The sequence below is a fragment of the Bradyrhizobium sp. P5_C11_2 genome (assembly GCF_054049755.1).
In genome coordinates, this window is sequence record NZ_JBFULT010000116.1 from 1 (window position 1) to 15093 (window position 15093).

General features: G+C 63.9%; 15 protein-coding genes and 1 tRNA gene. 11 read left to right on the plus strand and 5 right to left on the minus strand.

What is annotated here, in order from left to right; genetic code table 11:
* Positions 1-123 precede the first annotated feature (123 nt).
* From rpsA to aroA, 3 genes are all read right to left on the minus strand, one after another.
* On the minus strand, positions 124-1833 hold the full coding sequence (rpsA, locus tag ACXJL8_RS13980) for a 30S ribosomal protein S1 (protein ID WP_456685120.1): 1710 nt from the start codon (positions 1831-1833) through the stop codon (positions 124-126).
* Between the two features lie 265 nt (positions 1834-2098).
* Positions 2099-2737 carry a (d)CMP kinase gene (gene cmk, locus ACXJL8_RS13985; RefSeq protein WP_456618554.1) on the minus strand — a complete coding sequence of 213 codons (639 nt, stop codon included), beginning with the start codon at positions 2735-2737 and terminating at the stop codon, positions 2099-2101.
* On the minus strand, positions 2734-4071 hold the full coding sequence (aroA, locus tag ACXJL8_RS13990) for a 3-phosphoshikimate 1-carboxyvinyltransferase (protein WP_456618555.1): 1338 nt from the start codon (positions 4069-4071) through the stop codon (positions 2734-2736). Before aroA ends, cmk begins: the two co-directional genes overlap by 4 nt.
* A gap of 163 nt (positions 4072-4234) precedes the next feature.
* On the opposite strand from aroA, the gene ACXJL8_RS13995 reads away from it, so the two are divergent.
* The 3 genes from ACXJL8_RS13995 (at position 4235) to ACXJL8_RS14005 (ending at position 5182) form a co-directional block, all read left to right on the plus strand.
* Positions 4235-4645, plus strand: a complete 411-nt coding sequence (locus ACXJL8_RS13995; RefSeq protein ID WP_456685121.1) for a TIGR02300 family protein — start codon at positions 4235-4237, stop codon at positions 4643-4645.
* A gap of 66 nt (positions 4646-4711) precedes the next feature.
* A tRNA-Ala gene (locus ACXJL8_RS14000) sits at positions 4712-4787 on the plus strand.
* A 158-nt stretch (positions 4788-4945) separates the two neighbouring features.
* On the plus strand, positions 4946-5182 hold the full coding sequence (locus ACXJL8_RS14005; protein WP_456618557.1) for a GIY-YIG nuclease family protein: 237 nt from the start codon (positions 4946-4948) through the stop codon (positions 5180-5182).
* A gap of 3 nt (positions 5183-5185) precedes the next feature.
* On the opposite strand, the gene ACXJL8_RS14010 is transcribed toward ACXJL8_RS14005, so the two are convergent.
* A complete protein-coding gene (locus tag ACXJL8_RS14010) occupies positions 5186-5644 on the minus strand; it encodes a MarR family winged helix-turn-helix transcriptional regulator (RefSeq protein ID WP_456618558.1) in 459 nt (152 codons plus the stop codon).
* 154 nt (positions 5645-5798) lie between these two features.
* On the opposite strand from ACXJL8_RS14010, the gene ACXJL8_RS14015 reads away from it, so the two are divergent.
* The 8 genes from ACXJL8_RS14015 (at position 5799) to ACXJL8_RS14050 (ending at position 13243) form a co-directional block, all read left to right on the plus strand.
* Positions 5799-6224 carry an organic hydroperoxide resistance protein gene (locus ACXJL8_RS14015; RefSeq protein WP_014490914.1) on the plus strand — a complete coding sequence of 142 codons (426 nt, stop codon included), beginning with the start codon at positions 5799-5801 and terminating at the stop codon, positions 6222-6224.
* A gap of 176 nt (positions 6225-6400) precedes the next feature.
* Positions 6401-7621: a CaiB/BaiF CoA transferase family protein gene (locus tag ACXJL8_RS14020; RefSeq protein WP_456618559.1), complete on the plus strand. Its 1221-nt coding sequence runs from the start codon at positions 6401-6403 to the stop codon at positions 7619-7621.
* 388 nt (positions 7622-8009) lie between these two features.
* Complete coding sequence (gene ugpB, locus ACXJL8_RS14025; protein WP_456618560.1) at positions 8010-9326, plus strand: sn-glycerol-3-phosphate ABC transporter substrate-binding protein UgpB; 1317 nt, start codon at positions 8010-8012, stop codon at positions 9324-9326.
* 45 nt (positions 9327-9371) lie between these two features.
* Positions 9372-10253, plus strand: a complete 882-nt coding sequence (gene ugpA, locus ACXJL8_RS14030) for a sn-glycerol-3-phosphate ABC transporter permease UgpA (RefSeq protein WP_456685122.1) — start codon at positions 9372-9374, stop codon at positions 10251-10253.
* The gene (gene ugpE, locus ACXJL8_RS14035; protein ID WP_456618562.1) at positions 10253-11101 is read left to right on the plus strand and encodes a sn-glycerol-3-phosphate ABC transporter permease UgpE; all 849 of its coding nucleotides are present in this window, start codon (positions 10253-10255) and stop codon (positions 11099-11101) included. The genes ugpA and ugpE overlap by 1 nt, the downstream gene beginning before the upstream one ends.
* A gap of 20 nt (positions 11102-11121) precedes the next feature.
* Complete coding sequence (locus ACXJL8_RS14040) at positions 11122-12210, plus strand: sn-glycerol-3-phosphate import ATP-binding protein UgpC (protein ID WP_456618563.1); 1089 nt, start codon at positions 11122-11124, stop codon at positions 12208-12210.
* Positions 12211-12493: 283 nt separating this feature from the next.
* A complete protein-coding gene (locus ACXJL8_RS14045) occupies positions 12494-12919 on the plus strand; it encodes an Hsp20 family protein (RefSeq protein WP_195801383.1) in 426 nt (141 codons plus the stop codon).
* A 51-nt stretch (positions 12920-12970) separates the two neighbouring features.
* A complete protein-coding gene (locus ACXJL8_RS14050; protein ID WP_007598581.1) occupies positions 12971-13243 on the plus strand; it encodes a BQ00720 family protein in 273 nt (90 codons plus the stop codon).
* 312 nt (positions 13244-13555) lie between these two features.
* On the opposite strand, the gene ACXJL8_RS14055 is transcribed toward ACXJL8_RS14050, so the two are convergent.
* A partial coding sequence (locus ACXJL8_RS14055; protein ID WP_456685123.1) for a YDG domain-containing protein occupies positions 13556-15093 on the minus strand: 1538 nt, incomplete at its 5' end.

Consider the following 15093-nt stretch of genomic DNA (forward strand, 5'->3'; position numbering starts at 1 on the left):
TCCGGGACCAGTTTCGATCGTGGCAGGGCCCCGGATTTCGCTGCGCTCCATCCGGGCCACGGGTCCAACAAAAAAGCCCCGGCTCGCGCCGGGGCTTTGATGCTTGCGAAACGGACGTTTCGCTTACTTGTTGTCGCCGCGGTTCTTGAGCGCGGTGCCGAGGATGTCGCCGAGCGTCGCCCCCGAATCGGAGGAGCCGTACTGCGCGATGGCTTCCTTCTCTTCGGCGACTTCGAGCGCCTTGATCGACACCTGGACCTTGCGGGCCTTCTTGTCGAACTGGATCACGCGGGCATCGACCTTCTCGCCGACGGCAAAGCGTTCGGCGCGCTGGTCGTTGCGGTCACGGGCGAGCTCCGAGCGCTTGATGAAGGTCGAGAAGTCGGTACCGGTGATCTTCACCTCGATGCCGCTCTCCTTCACTTCGAGCACTTCGCAGGTCACGACCGCGCCCTTCTTGACATCGCCCGGCTYGGCGAACGGGTCGCCTTCGAGCTGCTTGATGCCGAGCGAGATGCGCTCCTTCTCGACGTCCACATCGAGCACCACGGCTTTCACCACGTCGCCCTTCTTGTAGTTGTCGATCACCTGCTCGCCCGGAAGCTTCCAGTCGAGGTCGGAGAGATGGACCATGCCGTCGACGTCGCCCTCGAGACCCAGGAACAGACCGAACTCGGTCTTGTTCTTGACCTCGCCCTCGACCGTCGAACCGGTCGGATGGCCTTCGACGAAGACCTCCCACGGGTTGCGCATGGTCTGCTTGAGGCCGAGCGAGATGCGGCGCTTGACGGAATCGACTTCCAGCACCTGCACTTCGACTTCCTGCGAGGTCGACACGATCTTGCCGGGGTGCATGTTCTTCTTGGTCCACGACATCTCGGAGACGTGGATCAGGCCTTCGATGCCCGGCTCGAGCTCGACGAACGCGCCGTAGTCGGTGATGTTGGTGACGCGGCCGGTGAAGCGGGCACCCAGCGGGTACTTGGCTTCGATGCCCTGCCACGGATCATCCAGCAGCTGCTTCATGCCCAGCGAGATGCGGTGCGTCTCGTGGTTGATCTTGATGATCTTGACCTTCACGGTCTGGCCGATCGAGAGCACCTCGGTCGGGTGGTTGACGCGGCGCCACGCGATGTCGGTGACGTGCAGCAGGCCGTCGATGCCGCCGAGATCAACGAACGCACCGTAATCGGTGATGTTCTTGACCACGCCGTCGATGACCTGACCCTCTTCGAGGTTCTGCACCAGCTCCTGACGCTGCTCGGCGCGGGTCTCTTCGAGAACCGTGCGGCGCGACACCACGATGTTGCCGCGGCGGCGGTCCATCTTGAGGATCTGGAACGGCTGCGAGTTGTTCATCAGCGGCGCAACGTCGCGGATCGGACGGATGTCGACCTGCGAGCGCGGCAGGAAGGCCACGGCACCGTCGAGGTCGACAGTGAAGCCGCCCTTGACCTGGTTGAAGATGACGCCGTTGACCTTCTCGTTGTTCTGGAACGCCTTCTCGAGCTTGCCCCAGCTCTCTTCGCGGCGCGCCTTGTCGCGCGACAGCACGGCTTCGCCGAGCGCGTTCTCGATGCGATCGAGGAACACTTCCACCTCGTCGCCGACCTTGAGTTCGCTGTCACGGCCGGGGCCGGAAAATTCGCGCAGTGMGACGCGGCCCTCGGTCTTCAGGCCGACGTCGATGACGGCCATGTCCTTTTCAATTGCAACCACCTTGCCCTTGACGACGGAGCTTTCCTGCAGGTTGCCACCAGCGAAGGACTCGTCGAGCATCGCGGCGAAATCATCGCGCGAGGGGCTATAGGTATCAGCGGAAATCGAAGCCATTTGTTCTCCAGTTGCGGATGTCTTGCCGGCCGTTGGGTTCATGGGCGTCTCGGGCGCGCAGTGTCGGAAGGTCCGCAAGACCTTCGAGCGACCGCTCGTTGCCCCGGCTGGCACCGGAACAGCGGAAGCGGGCCGGCTGAGGCCCGCGCGTTCGAGACGTGGAAATCCTTGTCCGGAGCCTGGATCGCGCCGGCCCCAAAACAGGGACCGGGGGTATCGACCTCAAAGAGCGGGAGCGGGCACTTCCTCCAATGACGGCTGCGGCTTAACCCCGCGACCGGCCCGCTCGGACGGCCTCGATAATGTCGATGGCGGCCCGGACGCCGCCTTCTATATCCAGTTGGGAGTTATCTAGCAAGTAAGCATCGGGGGCAGGTTTCAGCGGCGCGATCGGGCGGTTCTTGTCGCGCTCGTCGCGCTGGATGATGTCGGCGAGCACGGCCGCCTCGTCCGCCTCCTCGCCCCGCGCTTTCGCTTCCATGGTCCGGCGATGGGCGCGGACCCTGGGGTCGGCGACGACGAAAATCTTCACATCGGCATGGGGGCAGATCACGGTTCCAATGTCGCGGCCGTCGAGCACGGCACCCGGCGGATCAGCGGCGAATTGCCGCTGGAAATTGACCAGGGCCTCGCGAACCCTGGGAATCGCCGAGACGATGGAGGCGCCCTCGCCGACCTTCTGGGTCTTCAGGGCGGGATTGCCGAACTTTTCGGGATCGAGTTCCAGGGCCGCAGCGACCGCCGCCGCTTCGTCCCGGAGATCATGGCCGGACTGCATCAGGGCGTAGGCCACCGCGCGATAGATCACGCCGGTATCGAGGTGACGATAGCCGTAATGGTGGGCGAGGCGCTTGCCGAGCGTGCCCTTGCCCGAGGCCGCGGGTCCATCGATGGCGATGATCATGAAAACTCGGCCCCGAGCGAACGCATCATCGGAATGAAATCCGGAAAGCTGGTGGCGATGAAGGCGGTGTCGTCAACGGTCACGGGCTGATCGGACGCGCAGCCCATCACCAGCGCGGACATCGCGATGCGGTGATCCATGTGGGTGGCGACGAGGCCGCCGCCCGGGACGTGACCGCGGCCTTCGACGATCAGATCGTCGCCGGCGACCTCGACCTTGACGCCGTTGACGCGCAGCATGTCGGCGGTGGCTTCGAGCCGGTCGGATTCCTTGACGCGCAGCTCCTGCAGGCCGCGCATGATCGTGGTGCCCTCGGCAAAGGACGCCGCCACCGCCAGCACCAGATATTCGTCGATCATCGAGGGCGCGCGCTCCGGCGGCACCTCGACGCCGCGCAGTTTCGAGGCGCGCACGCGCAGCTGCGCCATCGGCTCGCCGGCATCGCCGCGAACTTCGCTTTCCTCGATGGCAGCGCCCATTTCGCGCAGCGTGGTGAACAGGCCGGTCCGCAGCGGATTGGTCATGACGTCGGACAGCACGACATCGGAACCCTCGACGATCAGCGCCGCGACGATCGGAAACGCCGCCGAGGAGGGATCGGCGGGCACCACCACCGTGGCGCCGCGCAGCTCCGGTTGCCCGGCGAGCGCAATGCGGCGGCCGTGCCGCCCTTCCTGCGTCGAGGTGATGTCGGCACCGAAATGCTTCAGCATCAGCTCGGTGTGGTCGCGGCTGGCCTCGGTCTCGATGACGGTCGTGGTGCCTGGCGCCGCCAGGCCCGCCAGCAGCACGGCCGATTTGATCTGCGCCGATGCGACCGGGGTTTTGTAGGTGATCGGCAGCGGATCGCGCGCGCCCTGGACGGTCAGCGGCAGACGACCGCCCTCACCGCCGGAAACCACCTTCGCGCCCATCTTTTCGAGGGGGTCCAGGATGCGSCGCATCGGACGGCTGCGCAGCGATGCGTCACCATCGAACACCGCCGAAATCGGGCAGCCCGCGACCGCGCCCATGACCAGCCGGCAGCCGGTGCCGGAGTTGCCGAAATCCAGCGGCGCCCTGGGCTCCGCAAAGCCGGCCACCCCGACGCCACGCACCGACCAGGCGAAATCGGCGATGCGCTCGACGCTGGCACCCAGCGCCTGCATGGATCTGGCGGTATTGAGGACGTCCTCGCCCTCCAGCAGGCCCGAAATCCGGGTCTCGCCGACCGCCAGCGCGCCCAGGATGAGCGCGCGATGGGAGATCGACTTGTCCCCGGGCACCCGCACTTTCCCGGTCAGGGGACCGCTGGCGCGAGCCTGAAGCGGCCTCGGTTGGTCGGAATGGGTCAAGATTGTGTCCTTGGATCGGCCCTCGAAAGGGTTGGGGCGCAGGTACCACATGGTCTGCGGCCCGTCACGGGCATGTCTTTCTCCCGTAATGCGCTATTGACAGCGGGCCGCCAACTAGCCAAGTGAAACACCGCTTTTCAGACATTCCCAGGATTCCTCCGCCGTGGCCAAGTCCGAACTCGGAACCAAACGCATTTGCCCGACTACGGGCAAGAAGTTCTATGACCTCAACAAGAATCCGGTGATCTCGCCGTATACCGGCGAGGTGGTGCCGATTGCGCCGGTGGCGCCGGCCCGCGCGACCCGCAGCGCCGAACCCCGGCACACTGCGGCCGCCGACACCACGCCGGAGCCGGCTGAGGCCGAAGAATTGGTCTCGCTCGAGGAGGCCGATGCCGAAGAGAACACCGGCAAGGTGAAGGCCGTCGTCCCCGAATCGGAGGACGATATCGAGGTCGACGAGACCCTCGATGACGACGATGACGACGATTCGACCTTCATTGCCGACGAAGAAGAGGGCGATGAGGACGTGACCGACATCATTGGTGATGTCGGAGGCGATGAAGAGACTTGAGATAATTCCAGAACTGTGGTTCTGGGTCTTTCCCGACGCGCTGCCCACGGCGCGTCGGACGGTTAAGGGGCCATAGCTCAGCTGGGAGAGCGCTTGCATGGCATGCAAGAGGTCGGCGGTTCGATCCCGCCTGGCTCCACCAGCCTTCGCTGGCTTCGCCAGCTACGKCTCGGCAAGCCAGCTCCGCTCCATCGTAGCGAAGCTAGCGAAGGCTGCCGCGGCGTAGCCCGAAGGGCGAAGCCGGGCGTCAGCAGATCGAAACCGGATGTAAGCTCTCCCTCGACTACTGGGGAGTGTGCTGTGAAGTACGTCTACATCCTTGAAAGCCTTGATTCGCTCCACTTCTACGTCGGGATCACCGACGACCTGCGCGCCCGACTGACAAAGCACAATGCTGGCGAGGTACCCCACACCTCGAAGTATGGGCCTTGGCGTCTCAAGACTTACGTCGCGTTCAGCAACGAGAAGCAGGCCGTGGCATTCGAGAAATACCTGAAGTCAGCGTCCGGTCGCGCCTTCGCCAAGAAGCGGCTCTAACCCCTATCCCCCGATCACCGCATTGAGCCGGTCTCGCAGCGCGACGATCTCGTCCTTCATCGTCACCAGTTCCGATACCGAGCAGTCCGACGCTGCCAGGATCGACTGCGGAACGCTGCGCGCCTTCTCCTTCAGCGCGTGGCCCTGCGGGGTCAACGCGATCAGCACCTGACGCTCGTCCTCGCTCGAGCGCGTGCGCTTGACCAGATGGGCGGCCTCGAGCCGCTTCAAGAGCGGCGTCAGCGTGCCGGAATCCAGGAACAGCTTCTCGCCGATGTCCTTGAGCGGGACGTCGTCGCACTCCCACAGCACCAGCATCACCAGATATTGCGGATAGGTCAGGCCGAGCCGGTCGAGCAGCGGCTTGTAGACGCGGTTGAAGGCATGCGCGGCCGAATAGACCGCGAAGCAGATCTGGTTGTCGAGGCGCTGCGGGTCGAGAGCCGATAGTTTTCGGGGCATCGAGAATCTCATACGGTTTACGTCATTCTGGGACCGGGCGGCCGTACATTCAATTGCGAACAATTAAATGTGAGGCATGCAAAATTCAATTGCGCGCAATCTAATTGCTTGCGATACAGGCGGCACCCCAACCGGAAGACCCGAGGAGACGAAAATGTCCGTGAACGTCCTCTACAAGACCAGTGCCAAGGCCACCGGCGGCCGCGACGGCCATGCGGCAACGCTCGACGGCGCGCTCGACGTCAAGCTCACCACGCCGAAGGAGCTCGGCGGCGGCGGCGGCGCCGGCAACAATCCCGAACAGCTGTTTGCGGCCGGCTATGCCGCCTGCTTCATCGGCGCGATGAAGTTCGTGGCCTCGCAGGGCGGACCGAAGGTCCCGGCTGACGCCTCGGTGACCTCGACGGTCGGCATCGGCCCGCGCTCGGCCGGCGGATTCGGCCTCGACATCGATCTCGCCGTCTCGCTGCCGGGCCTTGCCCGCGCCGAAGCCGAGGCCCTGGTCGAGAAGGCCCACCAGGTGTGCCCCTATTCCAACGCCACCCGCGGCAATGTCGACGTTCGCCTGACGGTCGTCTGATCGGAAGAGCGGATCGGCTGGCCCAAGATCCCCCTTGGGCCGGCCATTCCCGTTGATTTGCCACGCCGCGGGATTGCCCCGCGACCGTGCATGCGGCCCCACGCCCGGGGCCATTGCTGGCTTGGGCGAACCTCGCTAGGCCTGTGATCTATGATCGACACAGGGGAAGCGAAGGCATGAGTTCTGAAGCCGCGGGTTCTGAAGCCGTTTTGGGCGCAATGAGCGGACTGCGCGTCATCGATCTCACGCGCGTGCTCGGTGGTCCCTACTGCACCCAGATTCTCGCCGACCACGGCGCCGACGTGATCAAGGTCGAGCCGCCGGCGGGCGACGAGGTGCGCGACTGGGGCCCTCCCTTCCACGAGGAGGACGCGGCCTATTTCGTCGGCATCAACCGCAACAAGCGCTCGATCGGCCTCGACCTCGCCTCCGAGGGCGGCCGTGTCGTGCTGCTCAAGATGCTGGAGACGGCCGACGTCCTGATCGAGAATTTCAAGCCGGGCACGCTGGAGAAGTGGGGCATCGGCAACGACGTGCTGAGCAAGAAATTCCCGCGCCTGGTGCATTGCCGGATCTGCGGCTTCGGCGCCGACGGTCCGCGCGGCGGCAATCCCGGCTACGACGCCATCATCCAGGCCATGACCGGCATGATCGCGGCGACCGGCTCGCCCGAGAGCGGCCCAATGCGGATCGGCGTGCCACTGGTCGACATCACCACCGGGCTCTATGCGGCGATCGGCATCCTGATGGCGCTGTCGGAGCGGCAGCGCTCGGGCAAGGGCCAGTTCCTGGAGACGACGCTGTACGAGACCGGCCTCGCCATCATGCATCCGCACACCGCGAACTATTTCATGCATGGCAAGCCGCCCGGCCTCACCGGCAACGAGCACCCCAACCTCGTGCCTTACGCGATCTTCCCGACCAGGACCGACAACATCTTCATCGGCGTCGGCAATGACGGCACCTTCCGCAAGCTCGCCAAGGAGATCGGCAAGCCCGAGCTCGGCACCGACCCGCGCTTCGCCCGCAACAAGGATCGCATCGCCAATCGCGAGGCACTGCGCGCCGAGCTCGCCGCCGTGTTCAGCCAGCACGAGGCCGAGCCGCTGTGCAATCGCCTGCTCGCCGCCGGCCTGCCCGCCGGCCCGGTGCAGAAGATCGACCAGGCGTTGACCAATCCGCACACGATCCACCGCGGCGATATTATCGAGAAGGATTGGTACAAGGGCGTCGCCTCGCCGATCCGGCTCGATCGCAGCAAGCCGAGCCTGCGCCGCCTGCCGCCGAAATTCAGCCAGCACTCCCAGGAGGTGCTGGGCGAGTTCGGATATTCCAAGGCCGAGATCGACGCGATGGTCGAGAAGGGCGTGGTCTGCGGGCCCGAGCGCAAGCGCTAGGCGATCAGACGTAATCGAGCGGCAGCGCAGGTGCGCTCCCTCCCCCGCTTGCGGGGGAGGGCTGGGGAGAGGGTGCCTCCGCAGTGAGATTCCCCCAGAGGATAGAACCCTCACCCGGCGCTACGCGCCGACCTCTCCCGCAAGCGGGAGAGGTTTTCGAGCCCGCGGGCCGAGCGTCAACCTCACTCTAGCGATGCCGCACTGCGGCGCGGGCACGCATGTGCACCGCGAACGGATGCGGCCGCACGCTCCGCCTTCGCCTAATTGACGGCTTCCCTTTTCCAGCGCTTGCCGCTTTCGTTTCGGCCGCATACACAGTCATGTGAACGTCATATGGCGCTGCTAGCGCAAGCGCTTCTTTATTGACGGCCCAAGGGAGGTTTACTTGATGGCTCTTCGACACTTTGGAGCGGCTGCCGCTGTTGCAGCCATGGTTGGCTTGGGCGCGTCGCCGGCCTTGGCCGTGACTGAAATCCAGTGGTGGCACGCGATGACCGGCGCCAACAACGACGTCATCGTCAAGCTCGCCACCGACTTCAACGCGTCGCAGGCCGACTACAAGGTGATCCCGACCTACAAGGGCAACTATCCCGACACGATGAACGCCGGCATCGCGGCGTTCCGCGCCGGCAACGCGCCGCACATCATGCAGGTGTTCGAAGTCGGCACCGCGACCATGATGGCTGCGACCGGCGCCGTGAAGCCGGTCTACAAGCTGATGGCCGACGCCGGCGAGAAGTTCGATCCCAAGATCTACCTGCCCGCCATCACCGGCTACTATTCGACCTCGAAGGGCGAGATGCTGTCGTTCCCCTTCAACTCGTCCTCGACCGTGATGTGGGTCAATCTCGACGAGCTCAAGAAGGCCAATGTCGAGATTCCGAAGACCTGGCCTGAAGTGTTCGAGGCCGGCAAGAAGCTGAAGGCGGCCGGTCACGACACCTGCGGCTTCTCCGGCTCCTGGATCACCTGGGTCAATCTCGAGCAGCTCTCCGCCTGGCACAACGTGCCGCTGGCCAGCAAGGCCAACGGCCTCGACGGCTTCGACACCGTGCTGGAGTTCAACGGACCGCTCCAGGTCAAGCATCTCGAAAACCTGGTCGAGCTCCAGAAGACCAAGGTCTATGACTATGCCGGCCGCACCAACACCGGCGAAGGCCGCTTCACGTCGGGCGAATGCCCGATCTACCTGACCTCGTCGGCGTTCTTCGGCAACGTCAAGGCGCAGGCCAAGTTCAACTTCACCGCCGTGCCGATGCCGTATTATCCGGACGCCAAGGGCGCGCCGCAGAACTCGATCATCGGCGGCGCCTCGCTGTGGGTGATGGGCGGCAAGTCGGCCGACGAATACAAGGGCGTCGCGAAGTTCCTGACCTTCCTCTCGGACACCGATCGCCAGGTCTATATCCACAAGGCCTCGGGCTATCTGCCGATCACCAAGGCGGCCTATGCCAAGGCGAAGGAAGAGGGCTTCTACAAGGACCAGCCCTATCTCGAGACCCCGCTGCTGGAGCTGACCAACAAGGAGCCGACCGAGAACTCGCGTGGCCTGCGCCTCGGCAACATGGTTCAGCTCCGTGACGTCTGGTCGGAAGAGATCGAGCAGGCGCTGGCCGGCAAGAAGACCGCCAAGCAGGCGCTCGACGCCGCCGTCGAGCGCGGCAACACGATGCTGCGGCAGTTCGAAAAGACCGCCGTAAAATAAGGCGAAGGCGCCGGCAGACCACACGGCCTGCCGGCGCCGCCCATCATGCAAAAGCAAGCCATTTTTCAATCGAAGCTATTGCCCTACGCGCTGGTTGCGCCGCAGCTCGCGATCGTCCTGATTTTCTTTTACTGGCCTGCCCTGCAGGCGGTGATCCAGTCCTTCCTGCTCCAGGATGCCTTTGGTCTGTCGAGCACCTTTGTCTGGTTCGAGAATTACATCGAGCTGTTCAAGGACCCCGCCTATTTCGAGGCGATCGTCCGGACCTTCTTCTTCTCGTTTGCGATCGCCGTGTCGTCGCTGTCGTTCGCGCTGCTGCTCGCCGTGATGGCGGACAAGCCACTGCGCGGCTCGATGCTCTACCGCACGCTGCTGATCTGGCCCTATGCGGTCGCGCCGCCCGTCGTCGGCGTGCTCTGGATCTTCATGCTGCATCCCTCGCTCGGCGTGCTGTCGCGCTATCTGCGCGGCCTGGGCGTCGACTGGAATCCGCTGCTCGACGGCAACCAGGCGGCTGCACTGATCATCCTCGCCGCGGCGTGGAAGCAGATCTCCTATAATTTCCTGTTCTTCCTCGCCGGCCTGCAAGCCATCCCGAAGAGCGTGCTCGAGGCCGCCGCGATCGACGGCGCGCGCCCGATGCGGCGGTTCTGGACCGTGACCTTCCYGCTGCTGTCGCCGACCATCTTCTTCCTGCTGGTCGTCAACATCGTCTACGCCTTCTTCGACACCTTCGGCATCATCGACACCATGACCCGCGGCGGTCCCGGAACATCGACGGTCACGCTGGTCTACAAGGTCTATTCCGACGGCCTGCTCGGCGGCAATCTCGGCAGCTCCGCGGCGCAGTCGGTGATCCTGATGGTCATGGTCATCGTGCTGACGGGAATCCAGTTCCGCTTCGTCGAACGCAAGGTGACCTACTGATGGTCGAGGAAGAGGGCTTTCGACGCTACGTCGCCCACGCCATTCTCTGGATCGGGATCGCGATCGTCGCATTCCCGGTCTACATCGCAATCGTCGCCTCGACCCAGGACAACGCGCTGATCGCGAACGGGCAGATGTCGCTGCTGCCGGGCGGCCATTTCTTCGAGGTCTACTACCAGACCATCTTCGTCGGCACGAGCGGCTCGACCCGCGAGCCGGTCGGCAACATGATGCTGAACTCGCTGGTGATGGCGCTGGCGATCGCGATCGGCAAGATCGCGATCTCGATCATCTCGGCCTATGCGATCGTGTATTTCCGCTTTCCATTCCGGATGGCGATCTTCTGGATCATCTTCATCACGTTGATGCTGCCGGTCGAGGTCCGCATCTATCCGACCTACAAGATCGTCGCCGATCTGCACATGCTCGACAGCTATGCCGGCCTGTCGCTGCCGCTGATCGCGTCGGCCACCGCGACGCTGCTGTTCCGCCAGTTCTTCATGACCGTGCCGGACGAACTGCTGGAGGCCTCGCGCATCGACGGCGCCGGCCCCTTGCGGTTCTTCTGGGATACGCTGCTGCCGCTGTCGCGCACGAACATGGCGGCGCTGTTCGTGATCCTGTTCATCCTCGGCTGGAATCAATATCTCTGGCCGCTGCTGATCACCACCCGCGACGACATGCAAACCATCCAGGTCGGCATCCGCAAGATGATCACCACCACCGACGCGCTGACTGAATGGCCGATCGTGATGGCGACCGCCGTGCTCGCCATGCTGCCGCCGGTGTTCGTCGTCGTCGCCATGCAGAAATTGTTCGTGCGCGGACTGGTCGAGACTGAGAAGTAGGTTTTTAGAAGTGAGTTTTCATGGCTAACGTCACCCTGCGCAACGTCCGCAAGACCTATCCCGGCGGCTTCGAGGCCATCAAGGGCGTCGACGTCGATGTCGGCGACGGGCAGTTCTGCGTGCTGGTCGGCCCAAGCGGCTGCGGCAAGTCGACATTGCTTCGCATGGTCGCGGGGCTGGAGACGGTGACCGGCGGCGAGATCGACATCGGCGGCCGGGTCGTCAACCAGATCGAACCCGCCGACCGCGACATCGCGATGGTGTTCCAGAACTACGCGCTCTATCCGCATATGAGCGTCTTCAACAACATGGCCTACGGCCTGCGCAACCGCGGCATGGCGGAGGCCGAGGTCAAGACCCGCGTCGACGAAGCCGCGCGCGTGCTCGAGCTCACACCGATGCTGGAGCGCAAACCGCGCCAGCTCTCCGGCGGCCAGCGCCAGCGCGTCGCGATGGGCCGCGCCATCGTGCGCCAGCCAAAAGTGTTCCTGTTCGACGAACCGCTGTCGAATCTGGATGCGAAACTGCGCATCGCGATGCGCGTCGAGATCCGCAAATTGCAGCGTCGGCTGAACACGACGTCGATCTATGTCACCCACGACCAGCTCGAGGCGATGACGCTCGCCGACATCCTCGTGGTGATGAACGGCGGCCAGGTCGAGCAGATCGGCAATCCGCTCGCCATCTACGAGAGGCCGGCGACGACCTTCGTCGCCTCCTTCATCGGCGCGCCGCCGATGAATCTGATGTCGACGCGCGCCGATGAAATCAAATCGCAGCTGGGCGGCGGTGGTGCAGCCGAGGCCGGCATCCTCGGCATCCGCCCGGAGGACTTCGTCATCACCGACCAGACCCCGGCCGGCGGTGTCGCACTTCCGCTGACCGTGGAAGCGATCGAGCGCGTCGGCGCCGAGACCTTCGTCTACGGTTCCCGCGAGCAGGAGGACCAGCGCGTCTCCGCCACGCCCGGCGAGCTGCCGCCCGGCGAGGTCATCGTCCGCATTCCCGGAACCGAGGCCCCCGCCATCGGCGCGAAGATCCGCGTCGCGGCGGTACGGGCGAAACTGCACCTGTTCAGCGGCGACGGGCGGACGCGGCTCGAGGCCTGACCGGTTCCGCCGGGCCCGCCGACAAAAAACGCAAAAACAACCCCATGCACAGTAGAACGGGGTTTGATTTCATTGAGATAAATCGCCCGTCAGATTCGTCATGCCCGGGCTTGTCCCGCCATGACGATCCAGAGGCATTTCGGGCGACGGCGGGCAGATCGCCAATCCACAGGCCCCCGGCTAGCTCCTTGAACCCACACGGGGATATGACCATATTGCTGACCAAGGGGCGCCGTTCAGGGCCCTGAAATGCCAAAGTCGCTTCGAGAGGACTTTGTAAACTATGTCCCGTGTTCCCACGTTATCCAGTCCGTTCCTTCTGGGCTTCGACGAGATCGAGCGCGTGCTCGATCGGGTCGTCAAAGGCGCCGACGGTTACCCTCCCTACAATATCGAGCGGTGCAGCGGATCGGACGGCCAGCCCGAGCGGTTGCGCATCACGCTGGCGGTCGCTGGATTCACCCGCGATCAACTCGATGTAACCATTGAGGAAAACCAGCTCGTGATCCGCGGGCGGCAGCAGGACGACAAGGCCCGGCAATACATCCATCGCGGCATCGCCGCGCGCCACTTCCAGCGCACCTTCGTGCTGGCGGAGGGGATGCTGGTGCTGGGTGCGGATCTGAAGAACGGGCTGTTGTCGATCGATCTTGCCCGGCCTGAACCGGAGAGGATCGTTAAGACAATCGCTATCAATGAGCACGAATAATGGAACGAGTAGCGGACTCGACCGCTTAGTTTCTGTGAAGGAGTCGAGACCATGAGTGAAGGTCACGTTGCGTTCGAATACGAAGCCAAGAATGTCTCTCCGGAGACGCTGGCAACCCTCGGCGAAGGCCATATCGCCTATGTGAAGCAGATCCGCTCCGAGGATGTGCCTGGGCTGTTTCCCGAGGCTCCGAAAATTGCGCCGGGCCTGAAGCTGTTCGCGCTCCATGCCGCCGACGGCACGCCGATCATGTTGACCGACAGCCGCGAAGCCGCGATCGCCAACGCCTGGAGCAACGAGCTGCAAGCGGTGAGCGTGCACTGAGCGCACGCGCGTCGCACGGATAGAGATACAAGCGGGCATGCCTTCGCAGGGAGGCGTGCCCGTTTTGCTTTGGTCTCACCACTCGTAACGCAGGATGCCCTTGCCGGAGTTGCTGCGCGTGAGTTTCGAGGACTCACCTTCGAACGTCGCATGTGGTAGCTGCCCGCGCTCAGCGCGGTCGCAGCCGCGCTGCCCCAGCCGAGCGTGACGCGATCGCGAGGGACGAGGGCATGGCGCTACCGCGCGCAGCGCCACCTGAGGGCACGCTTGCATGACACACATGCGGACATTCGCGCTCTCGTCCACCTCGCTTCAATGAGCTGCGTCCTGCGTTCGGCAGGGTTGTCCGCCGTTGCCGCCGTCCTGGCATCGTGCAGTCCTGAACGTGATCAGGCCCGCGGCCCGATCCGCGCCGGAGACGGACGCCACAATCTCAAGCGGGACCGCAGCATTTCGTCCGACATCCAGCGCGGGATTGGGCGCCATTGTGCCACAGATCCCGCTACCGCCGGCCCCATAGGACGAGCATGTGATGACATCCGACCTCATCGTGATGTCGGCCGTCGCCGTAGCCGTCGTGTTGCCGAGAATGTAGTTGCCTCCATCGGCCCCGCCAAGCGTCAGGCCGGTGATGTCGACCGCCTTGTTCCGGCCGACCATAGGATCCGTGAAGTTACCGATCGATGTCGCTACCGTCACGACGTCGCCCGCAATCATGCCGACGAACTTTGCCGCCGAGGTGTCGAGGGTCGCCATCGTCGTGCCGTCGAAGCTCTTGTTGAGCGCGGTGATGCCGGTGATCGCGGATATCGTCGCGCGATTGATCGTCAACGTGCCGTCGGCCCAGGTGATCGCGTAGTTCTGTGCCGAAAGTCCCGATGCGCCAATGCTGTAATGTCCGGCATTACGAGCACCCTGTGCGCTTCCGCCATACACCACGGTTCCCGACAGAACCGACGCATCCTCACCGTTCACAAATCCGGAGTACGTGATCCCGTTGCCACCGCCAAAGCGCGTGCCATCGTAGATCCTGGACGCGTCGTTGGCGGCGATGGTCAGCGGCGCCTTGTTGACGATGAGCGTGCCGCTGCCGTAGTCGAGCCAGGTGGCTCCGCTGCTGCTGGATACGTTCAGCACGTTGGGTGCCGCATACGCGTAAGACCCCGCGCTGGTCCGCGTCGTGACCGCGCTCCCCCAGGCCAGAGATACGTTGCCGGTCCCGACGCCGTCGAGCACGATGCCGGATATGGAGGGGTTGGCGTCGCCATAGGTCTTGGTCGTATCGCCGGATAGCCGGACATAATTGTCGTAGAATGTGCCGCCGAACGAGCGCAGCATCATGTTGCCGTTGTTTTCTCCAACTCTCGACTTCCCCCAGACACCGCTAAAATCCCAACCTGCGTCAATGAAGGTAAAAGGATTGGTGACGTCTGCCGAACTCCCGCCGAATATGCCTGAATAGGTTCCATCCAGGGGCACTCCCACCGTTTCGCTCTCCGCGCGGCGCGCGGATGTGGTCGCAATCGCGTAAGCGTTTCGCACAGTACCGAAATTGTTGACCCCGATCAGTCCGCCGATCGCCGTGTCTCCGGATACATGGGTCAGCGCGTAGACGTCCTGGACGGTACTCCAATCATTCCAACCGACGAGTCCGCCTACGTAGTAGCTTCCGTTGATGTCCCCGGTGACATAGGAGTTCCGCAAGATGCTGCCGTTGGTGCTCCGGCCGATCAAGCCTCCGGTGGAGAAGCTTCCTTTGACCGAGACGTCTCGCAAGCCAACATTCTCGATCAAGCTGCCGTTTGTCATGCCGAACAAGCCAACTTGTTCGGCGGCGGGGCGATTGATCA